Annotated in this window: 17 protein-coding genes; 8 read left to right on the top strand and 9 right to left on the bottom strand. The window is 42.5% G+C overall.

Annotated features, from left to right (window positions below):
* Positions 1 to 40 precede the first annotated feature (40 nt).
* Positions 41 to 1,336, bottom strand: coding sequence for a DASH family cryptochrome (locus tag HH214_RS15905; RefSeq protein WP_169609257.1), 1,296 nt, complete (start codon positions 1,334 to 1,336; stop codon positions 41 to 43).
* A 39-nt stretch (positions 1,337 to 1,375) separates the two neighbouring features.
* Complete coding sequence (locus tag HH214_RS15900) at positions 1,376 to 1,525, bottom strand: DUF2256 domain-containing protein (protein WP_169609255.1); 150 nt, start codon at positions 1,523 to 1,525, stop codon at positions 1,376 to 1,378.
* A gap of 199 nt (positions 1,526 to 1,724) precedes the next feature.
* On the opposite strand from HH214_RS15900, the gene HH214_RS15895 reads away from it, so the two are divergent.
* The 3 genes from HH214_RS15895 (at position 1,725) to HH214_RS15885 (ending at position 4,479) form a co-directional block, all read left to right on the top strand.
* Complete coding sequence (locus HH214_RS15895) at positions 1,725 to 2,378, top strand: TetR family transcriptional regulator C-terminal domain-containing protein (protein WP_169609253.1); 654 nt, start codon at positions 1,725 to 1,727, stop codon at positions 2,376 to 2,378.
* 103 nt (positions 2,379 to 2,481) lie between these two features.
* On the top strand, positions 2,482 to 3,147 hold the full coding sequence (locus tag HH214_RS15890; RefSeq protein ID WP_169609251.1) for an HAD family hydrolase: 666 nt from the start codon (positions 2,482 to 2,484) through the stop codon (positions 3,145 to 3,147).
* Positions 3,148 to 3,153: 6 nt separating this feature from the next.
* Positions 3,154 to 4,479, top strand: coding sequence for an ABC1 kinase family protein (locus HH214_RS15885; RefSeq protein WP_169609249.1), 1,326 nt, complete (start codon positions 3,154 to 3,156; stop codon positions 4,477 to 4,479).
* Positions 4,480 to 4,634: 155 nt separating this feature from the next.
* On the opposite strand, the gene HH214_RS15880 is transcribed toward HH214_RS15885, so the two are convergent.
* From HH214_RS15880 to HH214_RS15850, 7 genes are all read right to left on the bottom strand, one after another.
* Complete coding sequence (locus HH214_RS15880; protein ID WP_169609247.1) at positions 4,635 to 4,850, bottom strand: hypothetical protein; 216 nt, start codon at positions 4,848 to 4,850, stop codon at positions 4,635 to 4,637.
* Between the two features lie 18 nt (positions 4,851 to 4,868).
* Positions 4,869 to 5,414 carry a hypothetical protein gene (locus HH214_RS15875; RefSeq protein WP_169609245.1) on the bottom strand — a complete coding sequence of 182 codons (546 nt, stop codon included), beginning with the start codon at positions 5,412 to 5,414 and terminating at the stop codon, positions 4,869 to 4,871.
* A gap of 140 nt (positions 5,415 to 5,554) precedes the next feature.
* Positions 5,555 to 5,770, bottom strand: a complete 216-nt coding sequence (locus HH214_RS15870; RefSeq protein WP_169609244.1) for a hypothetical protein — start codon at positions 5,768 to 5,770, stop codon at positions 5,555 to 5,557.
* Between the two features lie 613 nt (positions 5,771 to 6,383).
* Positions 6,384 to 6,947: a hypothetical protein gene (locus tag HH214_RS15865; protein WP_169609242.1), complete on the bottom strand. Its 564-nt coding sequence runs from the start codon at positions 6,945 to 6,947 to the stop codon at positions 6,384 to 6,386.
* Between the two features lie 299 nt (positions 6,948 to 7,246).
* On the bottom strand, positions 7,247 to 7,837 hold the full coding sequence (locus tag HH214_RS15860) for a nucleotidyltransferase family protein (protein ID WP_169609240.1): 591 nt from the start codon (positions 7,835 to 7,837) through the stop codon (positions 7,247 to 7,249).
* 1 nt (position 7,838) lies between these two features.
* On the bottom strand, positions 7,839 to 8,996 hold the full coding sequence (locus HH214_RS15855) for an XdhC family protein (RefSeq protein WP_169609238.1): 1,158 nt from the start codon (positions 8,994 to 8,996) through the stop codon (positions 7,839 to 7,841).
* 330 nt (positions 8,997 to 9,326) lie between these two features.
* Positions 9,327 to 10,424 carry a COX15/CtaA family protein gene (locus tag HH214_RS15850; protein ID WP_211166238.1) on the bottom strand — a complete coding sequence of 366 codons (1,098 nt, stop codon included), beginning with the start codon at positions 10,422 to 10,424 and terminating at the stop codon, positions 9,327 to 9,329.
* Positions 10,425 to 10,637: 213 nt separating this feature from the next.
* On the opposite strand from HH214_RS15850, the gene HH214_RS15845 reads away from it, so the two are divergent.
* The 5 genes from HH214_RS15845 to HH214_RS15825 all read left to right on the top strand — a co-directional run bounded on the left by HH214_RS15845 (position 10,638) and on the right by HH214_RS15825 (position 20,680).
* On the top strand, positions 10,638 to 11,009 hold the full coding sequence (locus tag HH214_RS15845) for a hypothetical protein (protein ID WP_169609236.1): 372 nt from the start codon (positions 10,638 to 10,640) through the stop codon (positions 11,007 to 11,009).
* A 104-nt stretch (positions 11,010 to 11,113) separates the two neighbouring features.
* On the top strand, positions 11,114 to 12,508 hold the full coding sequence (locus HH214_RS15840; protein ID WP_169609234.1) for a TolC family protein: 1,395 nt from the start codon (positions 11,114 to 11,116) through the stop codon (positions 12,506 to 12,508).
* Positions 12,509 to 12,516: 8 nt separating this feature from the next.
* Positions 12,517 to 15,768 (top strand): efflux RND transporter permease subunit, encoded by a 3,252-nt coding sequence (locus tag HH214_RS15835; protein WP_169609232.1) that lies wholly within the window; start codon positions 12,517 to 12,519, stop codon positions 15,766 to 15,768.
* Positions 15,769 to 15,775: 7 nt separating this feature from the next.
* Positions 15,776 to 16,864 carry an efflux RND transporter periplasmic adaptor subunit gene (locus HH214_RS15830; RefSeq protein ID WP_169609230.1) on the top strand — a complete coding sequence of 363 codons (1,089 nt, stop codon included), beginning with the start codon at positions 15,776 to 15,778 and terminating at the stop codon, positions 16,862 to 16,864.
* 588 nt (positions 16,865 to 17,452) lie between these two features.
* The gene (locus HH214_RS15825; protein ID WP_169609228.1) at positions 17,453 to 20,680 is read left to right on the top strand and encodes a SusC/RagA family TonB-linked outer membrane protein; all 3,228 of its coding nucleotides are present in this window, start codon (positions 17,453 to 17,455) and stop codon (positions 20,678 to 20,680) included.
* The last annotated feature ends 4 nt before the right edge of the window (positions 20,681 to 20,684 follow it).

Raw genomic sequence — 20,684 nt, 5'->3', positions numbered from 1 at the left:
TTTACGCCATAAAACACTAATAACTTACAAAAATGCCCCTCTACGCTGATGCAGCCAGCTTACTGCTTTTTTCCTGTAGCCAGAGCTTTACGTATTCACCTTTTGGGTCAAGCTCAGCAGCACTTTTAGGATTGAAATAGCGATTTTCACGCGGATCGTTACCCACACCGGCTATATAGGCCCAGTTACCCCAGTTGCTTGCCGGCGAATAATCGATTAGTTTTTCTTCAAACCACTGGGCACCACGTGTCCAATCTACTTTCAATTGCTTTACCAGATAGGTGGATACTACTTGCCGATTGGCATTGGCTATGTAGCCGGTGGCATTAAGTTCGTGCATGCTGGCATCTATAAAAGGCACACTGGTAGTACCAGTTTTCCAACGGTCAAATAGTTCATCCTGGTTGTCGGCCAAATCAGGAGCTGTATCTTTAAAACCTGCCGGACTAAAAAACTTACTACTATGCTTTTTGAACATAAATCGGAAATAATCGCGCCAAAGTAGTTCTAACGTGAGCGGATGGTTGTTTACCGCCATCTCATGTTTAACAACTTCCCAGTAAACCTGCCTTGGCGATACGCATCCAAAAGCCAACCAGGGTGATAACCTAGAAGATTGGTGACGGATGCCTTTTACCTGTTTATTTTGCATATGCTCTATAAAATATTGCTCTAATTGCTTCAAAGCAACCGCTTCACCACCGGTAAAATGATACTGAGCACGCCAGTCTTCAACGGGTTCAGTTAAACCTAGCTGCTCCAGAGTAGGTAGCTCACCAGGCTCGGTAATATCAGGGGTATGAATTTGATCGGGTGTTTGTACTACAGGGCGCACATCACTATCACGCTCCACCTTCTTTTTAAAAGTGTTAAAGCTATCCGGAATATCTTTAATAGGAAAAGGCAAATCTTCTTTATGATATAAAGTATGACCAATGAAGTGTTTTAGGTTCAGCTTCATTTTCCATAAAGCAGCCTCCACCTGTTCTGATATGGCTGTTTCTTCAAAAGCCACCTCCCGGTGATGGTATACTTCACTAATCTGATACTGATTAGCCAATTGCGGCAACAATTCAGCCGGGTTGCCATGAACAATCAGTAACTCGCTACCTAATGCGCGCAGGTTACGACGTAAATCGGCAACACTTTCCAGCAAAAAGCGGGCACGTATGTTTCCCGTTTTCAGGTTACCGGCAGTAGTTGTTTCAAAATAATGCGAATCAAAACAATATACCGGCAGCACCTTATCGGCTTTACGTGTAGCTTCTAACAGTATTTCGTTATCATGTACGCGCAAATCATTTCTGAACCAAACCAGTATTGTTTTCTCCGTCATAGTTTATAATCAATCCAAATTAACATACAAAAATCGTAATTATTTGCTTCTTCTGCATCTATCACTACAATATTTGACATCATCCCAACACTTTGCCCACTTTTTACGCCAGGTAAAAGGGCGTTGGCAAACAGCGCATATTTTTTGAGGAAGGTTCTCTTTCAGAATCTGTTTCGGAGCGGCTCGCATAAAGTTGAACAAAAATTGTAGGGTAATGTTGCCATCAGGAGCAATTTAGTTATAGTTGGCTTACGAGTTATCATGCCAACATCATTTTGCATTGCTGTACTGAATTTAAACTGTACATGCCTCTTTTTAAACAGGCATGACACTAGCCGGCCGATTTAAACGTATATTTATATAAATTCATTAATAACCGCAGCAACTTATGGCTACTATCGAAAGCATTCAAAACGCCTATATTGATTATGTACTTACCGAAGGTCATGAGCCTAAGTCGGTGTACTTATTTGCTAAAAACAATGAAATGACCGAAGATGAGTTTTACCGTTTCTTTGGTTCGTTTGAGGCTATTGAACAGAATATATGGACCGAACTGGGCCGTAAAACCATTACTGAAGTTAAAGCACAGGAAATATGGGCGCAGTATTCAGCACGAGAAAGAGCCTTATCTTTCTTTTACAGCTTTTTTGAATTGCTGAAAGGCAGCCGGAGTTTTGCAATTTACAGCCTGAAGAAACATAAACATGGCTTATCTACGCCACGCGTACTGGATAACTTAAAAACCCTATTTGAAAGCTTTGCTGATGAAATTTTGCGTGAAGGCATTGAAACGGGCGAGCTAACCGACCGTAAATTCTTTTCCAAACGCTATAAAGACGCCTTATGGCTGCAATTGGGCTTTATTCTAAACTTCTGGACTAAGGACAACTCGGCCGGCTTTGAGAAAACAGATGAAGCTATTGAAAAAGGCTTGAATGTTACCTTTGATTTATTCCAGCGTTCGCCGGTAGATAATTTACTGGACTATGGTAAGTTTCTAGCTAAGAACGGTGGATTTAAAGAGAAGATGGGATTCTGAAAGGATTAAAGGGAAACTTTCTTGAAAACCCGGTGTTTTTATCTATCTAAAAAATGCCTGTTAAAAGTTGTGCTGAACAAGTAGCGACTTGCAGGAAAATGCTATGACACAATTTGCTGCAATATTTGATATGGATGGTACTCTGGTTGACAATAATCCTTATCATTTTAAAACTTGGAAGGCGCTGTTTGAAAAGTATAACCGCGTTGAAGTAACTACCAAATTATATAACGAAAAGTTAAGCGGCGTACCCGGCATGGTCATTATGCGCGAGTTTTTTGGTGATGATTATGATGAAGATCAAATGAAAGAGATGTTTGATGAAAAAACACGCAACTACAAAGAACTTTATGCCCCTTACGTACAACCTATAAACGGGCTGGAACGCCTGTTAGCCGAACTGAAAAACGGTGGTGTAAAACTGGCGGTAGCTTCATCGGCTACGGAGGCTAACATTAACTTTGTGCTGGATAAGCTGCCTATCAAACCATACTTCGACACTATTGTTGATGGGCCGCGCATCAGTAAACCCAAACCCAACCCGCAGATATTTTTAAAAGCAGCAGAAGATTTAGGCGTAAAACCCGAACACTGCATTGTATTTGAAGATTCACTCTCAGGTGTGAAAGCAGGTAATGCTGCCGGCATGAAGGTAGTGGGTATTACCACCACCCACTCGGCAGATGAACTGCATCCGGTTAACTTAACCATTACAGATTATACCGGCCTTACCCTGAACAAGCTGGCTGCTTTATTTGATGAGGACTAAAATGATATGAGCGACGAGAAAGCAAAAGAGCAAAACAGCATACCCACCAGTAAAGTACAACGTTCGGCCAAGTTTGTAAAAACGGGTATTAAAGTTGGTGGCAACTATATTAAGCATTACTCCAAAAAGCTGTTTAATCCCGATTTGGACAAAACAGAATTGAATGAAGATAATGCAGCCGATATTTACGACTCATTAAGTGAGCTGAAAGGAAGCGCCTTAAAGGTAGCCCAGATGCTGAGCATGGATAAAAACATTCTGCCTAAAGCTTATACCGATAAATTTTCGCAGTCGCAGTACAACGCTCCTCCCCTATCCGGGCCGCTTATTGTACAAACATTTAAGAAATATTTTGGCAAGTCGCCTGAGCAGATTTATGATAAGTTTAACCTGCGTTCTACTAATGCCGCTTCTATCGGGCAGGTACACCAGGCAGAACTGAACGGGCAAAAGCTGGCAATAAAAATTCAATATCCGGGCGTAGGCGATTCTATTTCGTCTGACCTGAAACTGGTAAAGCCTTTTGCCTTCCGGTTATTGGGTATGAGCGAGAAAGAACTGGATGTGTATATGCGCGAGGTGGAAGAACGCTTGCTGGAGGAAACTGATTATGAACTGGAAGTACGCCGGTCGATAGAGTTTTCCAACGCTTGCTCAATACTCAACCATGTGGTTTTTCCTACTTACTACCCTGAGCTATCCAGCAAGCGCATTATCACCATGAGCTGGATTGAAGGGCAGCACTTAAAGGAGTTTTTACAAACTAACCCATCACAGGAGTTGCGTAACCAGATTGGACAGGCTTTGTGGGACTTTTACAACTTTCAGCAGCATGAGTTACGTGCTGTACATGCCGACCCGCATCCCGGCAACTTCATGATTACGCCTGAGGGAAATTTGGGTATTATTGATTTTGGCTGTATCAAAGAAATGCCGGAAGAGTTTTATTATCCGTTCTTCTCGCTAACCTCTACCAACCTGCTCGATAATAAAGAAGAAACCATTAAAGCTTTCCGCAAGCTGGAAATGATTTTGCCGAAGGATACGCCGCAGCAAATTGAGTTTTACTACCGCATGTATAAGCAAATGATTGGCCTATTTGCGCAGCCTTACATGAGCAGCAGTTTTGATTTTGGCGAAACCGCTTTTTTTGATGAGCTATATGGTTTTGGCGAACAGGTATCACGCATGCCTGAATTTAAACAAGCGCGAGGCGTGAAAGACTTTATCTATGTAAACCGTACTAATTTTGGGTTGTACAACATTCTGCATGAGCTGAAGGCGCAAATCAAAACTGATACCTACAAGCCACATGTAATGCTGGCGCAGTAGCATAAACGTCTTGAATAAATTGTGGTGTTACAGGTGTTACATGTTTCAGTGTGTAACACCTGTAACACCCTGTAACACTGACAAACCATTGGCAGTGGTGGCAGCGTTCTGTCAGTAAATACTTTCTAATAATTGGGAAACGCTAGCTATTCAACTCATTTTATTTGAGCATCAGCAAGCATCTTTTGCTTGATGTAAACCATCAAATCATAGTCAGAAGCTTTTACTACAAAATCATATGCAGGTCGGTATTTAAAGATAAAATCGCTTAGCCTTTCACCTTCAAATCCGGTAACACGACTAACCAGTGTTTTGGTAAACCGGCTATCTACCACATCATTCCTATAATCATTTACCAGTCTGCGTTGCATACGCCGGGCATCTTTACCCTATTTGCTTAATGCGCTGTAAATAGCATCTATACTCAACCCCACACCGGCTCCCGGTCCAGCTCTCAGACCATTGCCCATTATGCCGCTGCTAATCGTGACCATGTCACTGCTATTGCCTTTGCGATAAATATCATGATAGTCTTGCTGGTTTTTACGGAATTTTTCCAACGGACTCAGCTTCGTATCTTTAATAATGACCTCTCGCAGTACAGTTGAAGCCTTTTGCAGATTGATACTTAAATAAGGCTGATTACCTACAACTAAGGTATCCATTTTATAATTCAGCAAACTGGTAACTAACGTATCACCCTTTGCTGCCTGAATGGCAAACTGCCCATGAATATCACTTCTTATTTGCTCGTAGGATCGTTTATTTTGTACCAGGGCACCACTCACTACTTCATGCTGACTCATTACCCAACCTTGCTGCGTGGAAGCCGACGCTTGGTGCTCATTTGCACTGACTATCCTGGCCGAATGCTCTTGTGCACGCAAAAACAAGGGTACCATAATAGCAAAACCAACCAGCAAGCTCCTTTTCATAAAGGGATAATGAGCCAGAAAGATAATACTTTTACAGGAATGAATTATTTAGTAAATCCTGTTTACTAAGAAGTGCTGATAATATTTTAATAGATATGAATTGCTGCTATCATAAGATAAATTAAGCATCCATATTTACTTTAAACTATATTTTTGTTAGTGGCCTTGCTTGATAATGTAAGTACTACACCAATTAACGGTGTGAGCATTAACGAAAAAACCAATGAGAGTAGAAAACCTACTTTTCGCTTACGCCCCCAAACCCAAGCAATAGCAAAACAAACACCAACATAAACAATCCCTAAAATCAAAAGGGTCAGCGTAAAGTGCTGCGCCTCATTACCCGTAAAATCCATAATAATTATTATTTAGCCCACCTTTAAGGCAGCTGATTTATGATTGTAAAGTTGAAGTTGAAAGCGGGTTTCAAAAATGAGTTCGGTTGTAATAAAAGGTGACAGGCATCACCTATTTCACATTCATGTATAACATTAGTCCTAAGTATAATTAACAGCGCAACTTGCAAAAAATAGCTTTAAGGTTCCTTACAAATCTTTATTACAGAAACAATTTATGGTATGATATTCAAGTTGTGACATTCCACAAAGCCGTATGAAATGAATATTATACTATACTTATTTTCCAGTTTACGACTTGAACAAATATTGGACAGATACTCCTATTATCAATACCTGAACAATAAACTCGGATAATAACTTAATAACAACACTGCCTTTAGGCTTAGAGCTAATAGGCTTAGTATTGACTAGGTCGATTACTTGTTTGTTGTAGCATTCTGCCCCAATGTCCTTGTGGAAGCAGCTTTTCTGAACTGCAAGATAACAAGATCAGTTAATCCGGCGCATAGGGCTTACTTTCCTATGCGTTTATAGTTAAGGAAAACCTCTCTAAAAATAACAAGAGGCTACCCTTTTGAGGCAGCCTCTTGCTTTGAAATTCGTTAAAAATTTAGAATTGTGTTTTATTAACATAAATGTTTATTGGACTCACTCCATCAACAGAAACATCAGAAAGAACAATATCTCTTCTATCGGTAATCACATCACCTGACCATACACTGTCGTCTTGCCCATTAGCATTAGTAAAGGTAACTCCAGACTCATAAGTACCGCCTACACCACTAGTGTTTTGAATGATGATGGTATAAGTACCTGCAGCAGGTGAAACAGTATCGCCTATCCAGATTTCATCATTGTAACTGGTATTATTCCAGCTATGGTAAGCACCATTAGTATCAAAGGTGTAAAGAAGACCTCCATTCTGGTAAAATTGAACAGACCAATCATAAGTTTTGTACACGCTCTGCGTTGCACCAGATTCATGAAAAGTTACCAAATTGCTCAACAAACTGCTGACCAAATTTTTAGTCGAATGTTTGGCAATATACTCAAGTGAGTACGGTACGCCCAATTTGGATGATTGAACAACATTTGCTTTTTTTGCAGCAAAAGCTGTAGTAATTGACGCACAAACTAGTGCCACCAACCCCAGGATTAGTTTAGATTTTTTCATAATAAAAGGTATAATATTGGTTTATATTTAATCAAATCTAAGTGCCTGTTAACCAGTTTTATTGAAGAATATTATCCACTTATTGTAACATATTATCTAATAGTTAAAGATAATATATCATTTTAGTTAAACATGTAACTTCAATTTCTTAGCTTATGCATCTTGGCTGTATTTGCCAACCTGCTAAATCAATTATAATCACCATTATTTTTTACAAGCGCGAGAATAGATATGAACAGTCCAGTTTACCTTTAACAAAGATGAGCTTTTATCCTCCAAACTTTTTACTATTCAGGATTTCAGTCTTGCAGTAAATCCTGGTAATCATCAGGGGTATCTACATCCACACTTCCTTTCGGGAACGGAAATGCTTTTACCTGGTCCCGATACTTCATCAACAGCTTTTTAGCGCCTTCCTGCCATTGCAAGGCTAGTAGTTCCGGGAAGTAAGCTTTACTGAACAAAACGGGTGCACCTAAAGTATTTTGGTAAGCGCAGGCTACTATGGAAGCTTCGTTTACCATCTGCTGGTTAATTAACTGGTTTAATAATGCGCTATCTACAAAAGGCTGATCGCAAAGCATCAGCAGTATGCTATCAATCTGGTTGCATTTTTCCTGCAAATACCGAAGGCCGCTTTGTATAGATGATGCCATACCTTGTTCCCAATCGGCATTATGTATAATCTGGACTGGCTGCTCGGCAATATCAGGCTGTACTGCTTCATAATTAGCGCCCAGCACCACAATAACCGGCAATCCGTTTGATGCTAAGGCCGCAGCTACGGCACGCTGCAATAAAGTTTGCTGCTGGTAAACCAGTTTTTGCTTAGGCTGCCCCATACGTGATGAGGCTCCGGCTGCCAGAATGATAATGCCTGTGGTACTCATATTATCCAGCGCTATCTAACACGGCTTGCACTTCCGCTTTAGGTTGTTCATGAATAGCCGCTTTACGGTCGCGCAAGGCTTTACCTTCTTTTTGCTGTAATACGGCCTGTATTTCGGCCAGGATGGATAAAGCAATTTCTTCCGAAGCTTCGGCACCAATATCCAGCCCGGTTGGCCCATACACACTCTGCAACTGCTGCGGTGTAGGTATAAAGCCTTCTTCCTCTAGTTCATTCAGCATACGTTGTAGCTTTTTTTTAGGGCCCAGGCTACCTACGTAAGTAAGTTGCAGGGGTAATAACTGGCGCAGCATGGCTAAATCATAATTGTAGTTATGCGTTATCAACACCACTACGGTACGGGTATCTAGGTTAACTTGCGATTGTACCTGGTCGGGCTTAGCTAATAACACCCGCTTAGCCTGCGGAAAACGGGCAGGTACGGCATAGTTGGTACGGCCATCAATCACGGTAGTATGCCAGCCCAGCACAGCGGCCATTTGCACCAGCGGAATGGCATCATTGCCCGCACCAAAAACCAGTAGGGAAACCGCCGGCTTCAGCAGTTCTACAAAGCCCGTTAGTTCGCGGTCGGTATGATAAGTTTTGTTAACCGACTTGCCCGATTGCAGCACTTGCTGAGCATCCTGTATTAAAGTATCAATCAATACAGTGGTGTCACATTGATTGATTTGCTCTTCGTCGGTCAGATACAAACAAGTACCAGGCTGCGGTCCTTTACGGTCGGCTAATGAAAACAGCGTAATCACCACCGCATTGCGTCGCTTGCTCATGAACTTTTTGAACAAGTTAATAGGATGATTGGGACGCTCGGCAAAAAGAGGTTCAATCAAAATATGGATAATGCCATTGCAGCCTAAACCTACGCCCAATTTGGCATCATCATCATCAGTAGTATCATACGTTACCAGCATAGGCTGTTGCTGCGCCATTACCAACCGGGCTTTGCGCAGAGCATCACCCTCCAGGCAACCACCGCTTATAGCGCCGGTAAGCTGCCCATCTTCGGTAACCAGCATACGAGCACCTGCCCGCCGGTACGATGAGCCTTCTACCTGCACCACCGTAGCTAAAGCAGTTTGCTTTCCTTGTTGCTGCGCTTCATCAAAAGCCCGTACAATATCTTCCAGTTCTTTCATAAAATTCGTGTTATGCAGTAACACATCAGGTAAAGATAAGGTTTAACTACAAGTTTCTTAAATAGAACAAGCCTTATACTTACTAACTGGTTGCCTAATATTTCCCGGCTACAAATTTGAATTAAGTGCGTTTGAATGATTTTAAAGCGAGTCGCAATATTTTTTAACCTCCTCTGGTTTATAGCTGTTGGAAGTAAGTATAATATTATATTTCAAAAGTAATGGACAGTGATATGCAAATCTGATAGCTACCAGGCAATCATCAACTCTTAAGCAATTTATATAAATGTATTGAGCAGATGCTGATTTAACTTCAGTTTCGAATCTACTTTATCCCTTTACAATAGCGGATACAGTTTCTTTACCGCTACTTAAATACAAAGTAATGAGCAACGATAGTAGTAACAGCATACCTGTAAACTGGTGTATTACGGCGTAGTAAATAGCGTGCGGATACATACTATTCAGTAAAGCCATTATACCTAAAGTAACCTGCAATAGTACCAACAACAGAGGCACGCCTCTTAGCTGCCTTAACCATAGCCCTTTGCTTACCTTATTGGCTTTAAAATACCACACCACAATTAGTATGGCAATACCATAAGCCAGCGTACGGTGAATAAATTGAATGGCAATCGGATTATAACACAGGGTGTACCACAACGAATCATGTGTGTCCGATAAATTGCTGGGCCAGTAAGCGCCATTGACATCTGGCCAGGTAGGTGCATTCAATGCCGCATGTGAGCCGGCCATAAAAGCCCCATACATTAATTGGAAAAACAGTAGTACCAACAACAGCAGGTTAAACCTTTTGAGTTGTGGCTGCGCTGCCATCTGTTGGGTAGGTACACTTACTTTCAGGGTAAACCAAAGCAAATAGCCCAGCAAAAACAAGGCACATAAAAAGTGAATAGCCAGCCGGATATGGCTTACCCGCACGTCAGTATCATTCAAGCCGCTTTGTACCATAATCCAACCAATAGCTCCTTGTAATCCACCCAATACAAACAAGATGAGCATAGGCTTAATCATATCGCGACCTATCCTTTTTTGAAAAATAAAGATGACGAAAGGTATTATAAATACCACACCTAAAAGCCTGGCCCACTCTCGGTGAAACCACTCCCAAAAAAAGATGGCTTGATAATCGGCCAAGGTAAAGCTGCTGTTTACCTTTTTAAATTGGGCTATGTGCTGGTACTTTTCAAAACTTTGTTGCCAAGCGTGCTCGTTAAGTGGCGGCAAAGCACCCAATAGTGGCTTCCATTCAGTAATGGATAATCCGGAACCGGTTAAACGGGTAATGCCGCCCAGCAGGATCTGAACCATAATCATGCCTACGCCAATGGCTAGCCAGATGGCTACAGCTTTACTACCCTTCTTACTTACTCTTACCGCACTTTGGTCAGTTATCATTCCCTGCATAATACACCATTAAAAAAGGTGCAATTTCATTCGTTTATAGCTACAGAAAAATGATAAACATCACTTTTGTAATTAAACCATTAGCAGCGAACATAGTCAAACCTACTATTTACAAAACTCAGCAATATTAAAAGCAGCGGCACAATGCAACATTCATGTTACTTCTTGCTGCCATGAACTATTTATGCGGATTTTTGTATTAATACACGTATCATGAACAAGCTGAAAACTGCAAAACTCTTATTGGTTTTAGCTGCAATGTTTTTCATTGTAAAGCCTTTTTTAGGCTTTAGTGTATTGACGCAAAATATTGAATCGCGCCATGCTGATAATATTCTGGTTAAGGTTTTCAGCAAACGCAAGCCTGAGTTTTTAGATGATGCTCAGGAAAAGAAAACGGCCCTGGTTCAACAACTTGGCCAACCGCCGTTAAAATTACTATTCAGCATCAGAAAGCTGATTAACCTGCTCTTTCCGCTGGTACTTGTTACTTTTAGTTTCACCAACCGATTTCTTCAGCAGCTATTCCTGAAGCTACTACCCGATGAGCAAACCTATCTGCTTACCGGAAAACTTACTATTTAAGCCTTTCTTTCCGACCGTATAATTGCGGTACTTCTATCTGTTTGGCTACCCTATCGGGGAAACCTTTATACATTTCTTGTTTTATTATTTTTTGAACACATCCCATGTCAGGCTTAAAAAAAAGCTGGGCCATGTTGCTGTTCATATGCTGTGCAGTGGCACAAGTATATGCACAGCAAATAGCACCACCATCTATTACTTTACCCCAATTACTACAACAGGTAAATCAGAAAGCGCCATCGTTGCTTACTGACTCTGCCGCTATCCTCATCCGCAGGGCACAAGCTGTTGAAACCCGCAACAACTGGCTGCCCAATTTGCGCTTAAACTACCAGGCCGATATAGGCACCAACAACAATGTGGCCGGTCCATATTTTGGTTTTGGCATTATCCCATCCAACTCCCGTGGTGTACGCACTGAAAGCAACGCTACTACAGCCTCAGTAAACCTAGGCATTGCCGCGCTAGATTGGGAGGTGTATAACTTTGGTGCTTACGGCGCACAAAACAAAGTAGCCAACTCCGAAATTAACGTGGAACAAAACCAGTATGCCCAATCTAAGTATCAATTACAGGCTTACACCATCGGCAATTACCTGCAATTGGTCAGGCTACAAGATTACCTGGCTATTCAAACCAGAAACATTCGCCGCAATGAAGAAATCAAGCGTTCTATTATGTCGCTGGCTAAAAGCGGAGTTCGGCCCGGCGTAGATACCAGCATTGCCGAAGCCGAACTATCTAAAGCCCGGTTAAACTACATCGAACTTAACAACCAGTTCAAGCAAGTGCAATTGCAGTTAGCGGCTATCAGTGGCCTGGCTTACCCTAATATTGTACCTGACACCACCGCATCCAACCGGCTAATCAGCCAGGCACAGCAGTTACCTACCGAGCTGGATACTGCCAATCATCCTTTAATTAACTACTACAAATCCGTTTATCAAAACAGCCTGCAACGTGAAGGTTTGGTTAAAAAGCAGTATAACCCTAAAGTATTATTGGAGGCTGCTGCTTGGGGGCGAGGTTCTAGTATTGATGCTAATGACCATTTTGGCAGTGTAGCCAGTGGCTTTGATTTTGACCGGGGCAACTACCTGGTGGGTGTAGGTATATCCTACAACTTGTTTGATTTACGCAGAAGGCATTTGAAATTAAATACACAGAAAACAGTTACCGAATATGCCCGCAAACAGCTTGATGAACAAAAAACGGTATTAGCAGCCAACGCCAGCCAGGCCGATGTGGAGTTAACTACAGCCCAAGAACGCTTGCACGAAATACCCAATCAGCTGAGGGCGGCCAATGCCGGCTACCGGCAAAAGCTATCCTTATACCATAGCGGCCTTACGGACATTATTGAGTTAAATGCCGCACTCAATATTCTATACCGTGCCGAAACGGACTATGCACAAGCCAAATATGCTTATGCCAATGCGCTGTTCAAAAAGGCTGTTGCCGACAATCAAGTTAATACTGTTTTAAACCTCTTAAAATAAGAAAATATATGTCTATGGTCACCTCCGCACTCAAAAGACCTATTACTACCATAGTAATTACGCTAAGCCTTTTGATATTTGCCGTGCTCAGCGCTCTCAAAATACCCATTGATATATTCCCGCAGCTTAATCTGCCTACCATTTATGTTATCGAATCGTACGGTGGTATGTCGCCGCAACAAATGGAAGGCTTTTTCTCTACAGGGCTGCAAAACCAGTTTTTGTATATCAACGGCATTAAAAATATTACCAGTAAAAACATCCAAGGCTTAACGCTGATCAAGCTGGAGTTTTACGAAAGCACCAACATGGCCGAAGCTTCGGCCCAGGTAGCCTTACAGGTAAACCGGGCTACCAGCTTTTTCCCGCCAGGCGCTTTACCTCCGCAAGTTATTCGTTTTGATGCTTCTTCGCTGCCGGTGGGCCAGCTGGTATTTTCCAGCCCATCAAGAAGCTTGAAGGATATTTATGACCAGGCCGCTACCAAGATACGGCCTATGTTTGCTACCATTCCGGGCTTGTCGGCTCCGCCGCCATTTGGTGCCAACGCCCGCTCCATCACCATTAATGTAGATCCGGATAAGCTACGCAGCTACAATTTAACACCCGATGAGGTGGTAGATGCGCTATCCAAATTTAACGTCATGTCGCCTTCGGGTAACCTACGGTTGGATAACACCATCTACCTGACCACCATGAACTCGTTAATTAAAAGTGCCGACAACTTTGGTAACATCCCGGTGCTTACTAAAAATGGTTCGCCTATTTACATTAAAGATGTGGCTCGCGTAGCTGATGCAGCCGATATTACAGTTGATTATGCTTTGATAAACGGTAAGCGGTCGGTGTACATTCCGGTAGTAAAAACAGCCGATGCCTCCACCTGGACGGTAGTACAAGATTTGAAAAAAAAGCTTCCCGAAATGCAGTCTCTGTTACCTGATGATGTCAAGATCAGCTATGCGTTTGACCAATCCGTATTTGTGGTAAATGCTGTAGAAAGCTTGATGACCGAAGGTGGCTTAGGCGCCTTGCTTACCGGATTGATGGTGCTGCTGTTTTTACGAGATTGGCGAAGCAGTTTGATTGTGGTAATCACCATTCCGGTTTCTATCCTGATTGGCGTACTGCTTTTAAGTTTGTTCGGCCAAACCATCAACATCATGACCTTGAGCGGACTGGCACTGGCTATTGGGATATTGGTTGACCAGGCTACGGTAACCATCGAGAACATACACCAGCACCTGGAAATGGGTAAATCCAAACGCCGGGCTATTTATGATGCCTGCGAGGAGATTGCGTTTCCGTTGTTGCTGATTTTACTTTGTATCCTGGCCGTATTTGCCCCTTCCTTTATGATGAGCGGGGTACCTAAAGCCATGTTTTTGCCGCTTTCTATGTCTATCGGCTTAACCATGATTGTATCGTATGTACTGGCGCAAACTCTGGTACCTATCTTGAGTAACTGGATGATTAAGGCTGAGCAGTATCAACATGGGCATCACGGACAACTACATGCACATGCGGGTGAAGCGTTAGATCGTAATGAAGAAATAGAGGTGAACCAGCACGCTGCGGCAGAACAGGCCGAACCGGAGAAAAACGACTTTTTTGAAAAAGTCAAAGTTCGCTTTACTTGTATTTTGACCGGATGGATGCCCAACAAACGTATTATTGTACCCATTTATCTGGTTGCTATAATTGCTTTAGCGGGTGTGTGCTTTGTTGTTATCGGTAAAGACATGATGCCTAAAATTAACAATGGGCAGTTTCAAATACGCCTGAAAGAACCTGAAGGCACAAGGCTTGAACGTACCGAAGATAAATTTAAGCAAGTACTGCAAATTATTAATAAAACGGTAAACAACCATGTCGAAATCACTTCGGGGTACATCGGCTTGATACCCAGCAGTTATGGCAGTAGCAACCTGTACATCTTTAATACCGGTACGCACGAGGCTATTTTGCAGGTAAACCTGGATGAAAACTACCATGTAAACATGGATGAGCTAAAAGATGCCCTGCGCAAAAATATAGCTCACGAACTACCGGAGCTGCAAATCACCTTTGAGCCAATCGACATGACGGAGAAAATCATGAGTCAGGGTGCTTCAACCCCTATTGAGGTGCAGGTAGCGGGTAAAGACATGCAGCAAATTGAAGGGTATGCCAACAAAGTAGTTAACAAGCTTAAGCAAATCACCTACCTGCGTGATGTACAAATTGTGCAACCGCTTAAATTCCCGGTAATCAGCATTACGTTAGATCGACTGAAAGCCGCGCAATTGGGTTTAAATATCAAGGAAATTACCCGCTCGGTTACTGCTAGTACTTCATCAAGCCGTTTTACGGAAAAGAACCTGTGGCTGGATGAAAAAGGCGCTTATACCTACCAGGTACAGGTGCAGGTACCAGAATATGTAATGAACACCATGGACCAACTGAAAGAAGTGCCCTTGGTAAAAGGTCAAAGCAGCCCGGTACTGGGCGATATTGCCACCTTTAAAACCAACTATGTACCCGGTGAATATGACCGCAGCGGACCACGCCGCTTTCTGACGGTAAGTGCTAATATCTATAAAAAAGATTTAGGGCAGGCTACAGAAGATGTTAAAAAAGCGGTGAACTCGTTGGGCGCTCCACCTAAAGGCTTATTAGCGACCATCGGTGGTATGTCGGGCTTACTGGTTGATACCTTATCGAGCTTGCAGAATGGTTTGTTGTTTGCCATTCTGGTGATCTTCCTGCTGCTGGCCGCCAATTACCAGTCGTTTAAAGTTTCATTAACCGTATTATGTACCGTACCAGCAGTAATATTCGGTTCATTGATTATGCTGCTGATTACCGGTTCCACCTTAAACCTGCAATCGTACATGGGCATGATTATGTCGGTCGGGGTATCGGTAGCTAATGCTATCCTGATTGTAACCAATGCAGAAAGTTTGCGAATGGAGTACCGTAACGCTACTAAAGCGGCAATCACCAGCGCCTCTATCCGTTTACGGCCTATTTTGATGACCAGTATGGCCATGATAGCTGGTATGATACCTATGGCTTCAGGCATGGGCGAAGCCGGCGAACAATCGGCACCTCTGGGCCGTGCCGTAATTGGCGGTTTGCTGGCCTCCACCCTAGCTGCTTTATTTATACTGCCGCAGGTATTCGCCTGGGTGCAGGATAAAACTACCTATAACTCCCCTGCCCTAATGCCGGAAGATGAATTTGAAACCCATCACGAAACTGAAACCCTTAACGCATAACCCCATCATGAAATATAAATTTTTGTTATTCGCAGCAATCAGCTGCACCCTATATGCCTGCTCAGGCAACCAAAAGCCGGTTGATTTAACGGCTAATGAAGACGCCAAATCCACAACTAACAAAAGTGAGTTGGGCACCATAACGGAGAAAGGATTATCTACGTCCATCCGCTTACCCGGGCAGTTAAAGCCGTTTAATGAAGTAAACTTGTTCCCGAGAGTTAACGGCTTTGTGAAGAAGATGTATGTTGACCGCGGCTCCATAGTACGTAAGGGTCAGTTACTGGTTACGCTAGAAGCGCCCGAAATGCAATCACAATTGCAGGCAGCCAACTCCCGGTATTTACAAGCGCAGGAAACCGCTGTGGCCAGCCAAGAAAAATACCAACGTTTGAAACAAGCCGCTCAAGAACCCGGTTCGGTATCGCCGCTTGATCTGGACAATGCCCTGGCTAAAACAAAAGCCGATGCCGCTATTGCTGGCTCTGAGCGGTCTAACGTAGCTTCAGTACGTACCATGATTGGTTACCTGAACATTTACGCGCCGTTTGATGGCATGATTATTCAGCGTAATGTATCGCCAGGTGCACTGGTAGCACCCGGCAAGGCTACCGATCAGCCTATGTTGATTTTGCAAGATATTCGCAGACTGCGCCTGGAAGTAAACATACCGGAAGATTATGTGGATAAGGTAAACCTTTCACGTCCGGTACAATTTACGTTCAACGCCATGCCTGGTCAGCAGCATACGGCTAAAATCAGCCGTTCAGCTAACGCATTAGGTACCATGCGGCAGGAAGCTATAGAGGTGGATGTAATGAACATCTCCGGAAAGCTAAAACCGGGTATGTATGCGGAAGTTCAAATCCCGATGTTATCAGGCGCTAAATCATTGTTAGTACCTAATTCAGCCATTGTACGTTCAACCGAGCGGGAATATGTAGTGGCCGTACGTAGCGGCAAGGCTGCTCTTGTTGATGTAAAAGAAGGCTTAACCAGCCATGACTCTACCGAAGTTTTTGGCAACTTGAAAGCCAACGAACAAATTATGCTGCATGCCAGTGATGATATTAAAGAAGGTGATGCTGTGAAATAGGCTTATCTTACTAAAGAAAGCTTTATAGCTCCATAACTTATTGAAGGCATCAATAAGATATGGAGCTTTTGTTATAATACACCCTACAGTTCAATCTACACGGAATCTCCCTAAGGGAATCCTTAATCGCTAATCTATCCTGTTTGTTACAATACAGGATAGTACAGGACAGGAGTATTAACAGCAGATGATACTTTTGTTGTACGATGTTATAGTATTATTGTACTATATTTTCATTATTATTGATACTTAGTTGACACAATATCAACTACAATTATTAACCAATTTTAAATTAATTTCTTAACCAGCAAGTCATTGTAGCAATTACAAGGGTGTGGTATATAGCCTGCCTGGCACTATGAAAAATTCTTGCCTGCCACCTTCGGTACACTTCTTTTGAAGTGTATTAACGGCCAAGGTATGTCTTGAATTTATGGTGCTAAGGTTTAAAATAAACTGCATTTCTGTAGCCGTTTCTGCAATAACTTTTGAACTAAAGGAGGAATTTCGACAAGAGAATTATAGCCAGCAACTAACCAGCAGTATCTCTGCACACTCAACCAAGTATGTATCCCTAAATTAATAATTATGAGAGAGAACCTCTACTATTTATCATTACAAGCCGCCCCAAAGCACAAAATCAAAAATAAGATTCTGATTTTGTGCGCTGTAGCATCACTGTTTAATGCACTACCCCAAAACGCTACAGCACACACCCAAAATTATAATCCTGCTGATTATCGATTTGAGCAATTACCCCAAGTGCCGCCTAAAGTTACTGGTAAAGTTACTGACGAGAAGGGTTCGCCTCTAATAGGTGTAAGCATCAAGGTAAAAGGTACCACCAATGGAACTGTAAGTGACATTAACGGTAACTTTTCCGTTAACGTTCCCGACGGTACAGCAAACCCTACCCTGGTAGTTTCTTACATAGGCTATTTAACCCAAGAGTTAGCTGTTAACGACCGTGCACAAATTAACGTGCAACTTAAAGAAAGTGCAAATGCCCTTAGCGATGTAGTGGTAGTAGGTTACAATACGGTAAAAAGAACTGATGTAACCTCTTCAGTAGTAAGTGTGAGTGCTGAAGAAATACGATCAAGGCCGGTAGCTAACGCCTTACAAGCCATACAGGGTAAAGCAGCCGGCGTAGATGTTACTTCCAGCGAGCGCCCGGGCGAAATAGGAAGTATTCGTATTCGTGGTAACCGTTCACTTAATGCTACCAACAACCCGTTGTATGTAGTTGATGGTATTCCGCTATCATCAGGAGGTATTGAAAATATCAATCCTAATGATATTGAAGCTATTGACATTTTGAAAGATGCTTCTGCAACAGCCATCTATGGTTCGCGTGGTGCTAACGGTGTAGTGGTGGTAACCACCAAACGCGGAAAAGCCGGCCGTTTATCGCTTGAATATGTTGGAACTTCAACCATTGAAGGTATTAAAGATAGGTTACAATTGATGAACTCAGGTCAATACATTGAGTTCCGCAGGGATGCCTATCGTCGTTTAACTTATTTAAACAACTTTAATCCAACCCTATATAAATACACCAATGGCTACCCTAATGGAGCACCAACGTTAGCTGCTGATGCCGCCATCTTTCCGAATGATGCCGTTGCCTTCGCCAATATTCAGAAAGGCTATCAAAACGGCGCCTGGGATGGTAGCCTAGTACCAACAACCGACTGGACAGGTATGGTGAAAAGAACAGGTGTTACTCAAGACCACATTGTGAGTGCCAGCGGCGGTACCGATAAAGTTAAAGCCTATAGTTCATTCGGATTTTTGCACCAGGAAGGTACGCAACTTGGTCAAGATTATACCCGTTACAGCGCCAAAGTAAGTGTGGATGTAAACCCGGTAAAATGGTTTGCCATGGGCGGTACTATTGATGCAACCTTTAGTAAACAGAATTACGGGTTTTCAACTACCAATGCTACCGGCCCGGGCAGTCTTTATGCCGCGGCTCAAGGCATGTTGCCATATGCTGTACCTTTTGATGCCAATGGCAACCGTATTAACCTGCCAGGTGGCGATGTTAATATTCTGAACCCCATTGGTGAAGATCAGTACAATATTAACCTGAGGAAGGTAACCCGAACTTTGGGTTCATTTTATGCAGAAGTTACTTTCCTGAAAGGCTTAAAATATCGCGTTAACTTCGGCCCTGATTTTTACAATAACAACAATGGCCGGTGGATGGATCAAAATTCTATCAACCGGGGCGGTGGCGAGCCTGGCTCAACCAATTACGCCCAGCTCAATCAAACCAATAATCTTTCCTGGTCGTTAGATAACTTGATTTACTTCGATAAAATGATAGGTAAGCATTCTTTTGGTATTACTTTATTACAAAACTCTACCTCGTACCGTCAGGAAACCTCAAGCATGACGGCTACCAAGCTGCCTTATAATAGCCAATTATGGTATCAGCTCAATTCTGTTAGTGCATTGGATGCATTCAGTACCAATCTGGTACAATCATCATTGGTATCTTACCTGGCTCGCTTCAACTATAATTTTAACAGTAAATATATTCTGACTGCTTTCGGCCGCTGGGATGGTGCTTCGCAATTAGCTCCCGGCCACAAATGGGATTTCTTCCCATCTTTATCCTTAGCTTGGCGCTTGGATCAGGAAAACTTCATCAAGAAAATTTCTTGGATAGATGAGTTGAAGCTAAGGGCAGGTGTTGGTATTACCGGTAATGCTGCCATTGGCCCTTACAGTACAGAAGGTGTATTACAAACTTTATATTACACTTATGGCAGCTCAGTACAACCCGGCTATGTTTCTTCGGATGCCTCGCTAGCAAACCCTATTTCTTTCCCCAATCCTCAGCTAGGCTGGGAACATACCCGCCAATACAACTTAGGTATTGATTTCAATGTACTGAAAGGCCGTGTTAATGGTGCTTTGGATTTATACACCTCCAGAACAACAGACCTGTTGCTATTACGCAACATTCTGTCAATTAATGGTTATACCACTTCCTTAACCAACGTGGGCGAAACTGCTAATAAAGGTTTTGAGATTACATTAAATACGGTAAACATCAAGAGCCGTGATTTTAATTGGACATCAACCCTAAATTTTGGTGCTAATAAAGACCGAATTGTAAGTTTGGCTAACGGTAAAGTGAATGATATTAACAACCTATGGTTTATTGGTCAGCGCTTAAACGTGTATTATGATTATGTTAAAGACCGTATATGGCAAAACACACCTGAAGACCTGGCCGAAATGGCAAAGTATAAAGCCAATGGTCAAATTTTCAACCCTGGCGATATTAAGGTAGTTGATCAGAATGGAGACTATAAAATTGATGCTAATAATGATCGTGTTGTGCGTGGCAGCAGCAGCCCCAGCTGGACAGGAGGTATCACCAACACATTTACTTACAAGGGCATTGAATTGTCAGCCTTTATCTTCTCACGTTGGAACTATCTTATACAAACCGGCGCCGAATCATTGCAAGGCCGTTTTGCCCAAAGGGTAGTAAACTATTGGACGCCAACCAACCCTACTAATGATTACCCGTCACCTAACTATAACAGTGCTGCTGGCGATGCTTTCAAAAGCTCTATGAACTATCAGGATGGCTCGTTCATCAAAATACGAAACATTACTTTGGGCTACTTCATCCCTACCAAGTTGGTTAAAAAAGTTAAACTATCGAGGGTGAAAGTTTATGCACAGGCACTTAATCCAGGGCTCATTTACTCGAAGGTTAATTGGATTGATCCCGATCTGGGCACATCCAACTATAACAGGGGTGTTGTATTTGGGATAAATGTTGGGTTCTAATCTT

It is taken from the genome of Mucilaginibacter robiniae, assembly GCF_012849215.1.
Lineage (GTDB): Bacteria > Bacteroidota > Bacteroidia > Sphingobacteriales > Sphingobacteriaceae > Mucilaginibacter > Mucilaginibacter robiniae.
This window is presented reverse-complemented; position numbering and strand designations above follow the sequence as displayed.